The sequence below is a fragment of the Arsenophonus sp. ENCA genome (assembly GCF_002287155.1).
GTDB lineage: Bacteria > Pseudomonadota > Gammaproteobacteria > Enterobacterales > Enterobacteriaceae > Arsenophonus > Arsenophonus nilaparvatae.
Genome location: NZ_NHNG01000817.1, coordinates 1 through 501 on the forward strand (window position 1 = coordinate 1; position 501 = coordinate 501).

The window sequence follows — 501 nt, forward strand, 5'->3', positions numbered from 1 at the left end:
CTTTTTTTGTCTATAGAAGGTTCAACTAATCGCCATAGGTCTTTAGGGCGGAAACATCTACTTTTTAACCATCGGCTAACCGTGTCATGAGATAAAGGCGATGGGCTGACTTCTGATAACGCCAAACTAGAGTATCTTACACTGCTTACTTGCAAGAATATTTTATAGATATCTTTAATGCATGGATAACCGGACAAAATATGAACATCCTGATTTTTTCTTGTTTTTAAATTTATACTTCTTTTTTAGAGACTGCGAAACTCGTGTAGATATAATCCAGATACCTCTGGCACACACCGCCAAAACCCATTGTAGGAGGTAATATGTGTAACTTTCATGGTTATGATAATGCTCGTAGTCGTAGACATGAGCGCAGAAGAGTTAATATCTTGAGAAGTAGCAGTAATGCGTTAATGCCAATAAAAAAATTAAGAGTTAAATGGACTTTTAGCTAATTCAGAAAGGACTTGAGTAACTACGCCAGCATTAGCAAATAAGGTA

The 501-nt window shown here is 36.3% G+C and carries 1 protein-coding gene; it reads right to left on the bottom strand.

Annotated features, from left to right (window positions below; all coding sequences use genetic code 11):
* The coding region (locus CBG25_RS21135) for a hypothetical protein (protein WP_290604058.1) at nucleotides 1-197 on the bottom strand (197 nt) is incomplete at its 3' end.
* Nucleotides 198-501: the final 304 nt, after the last annotated feature.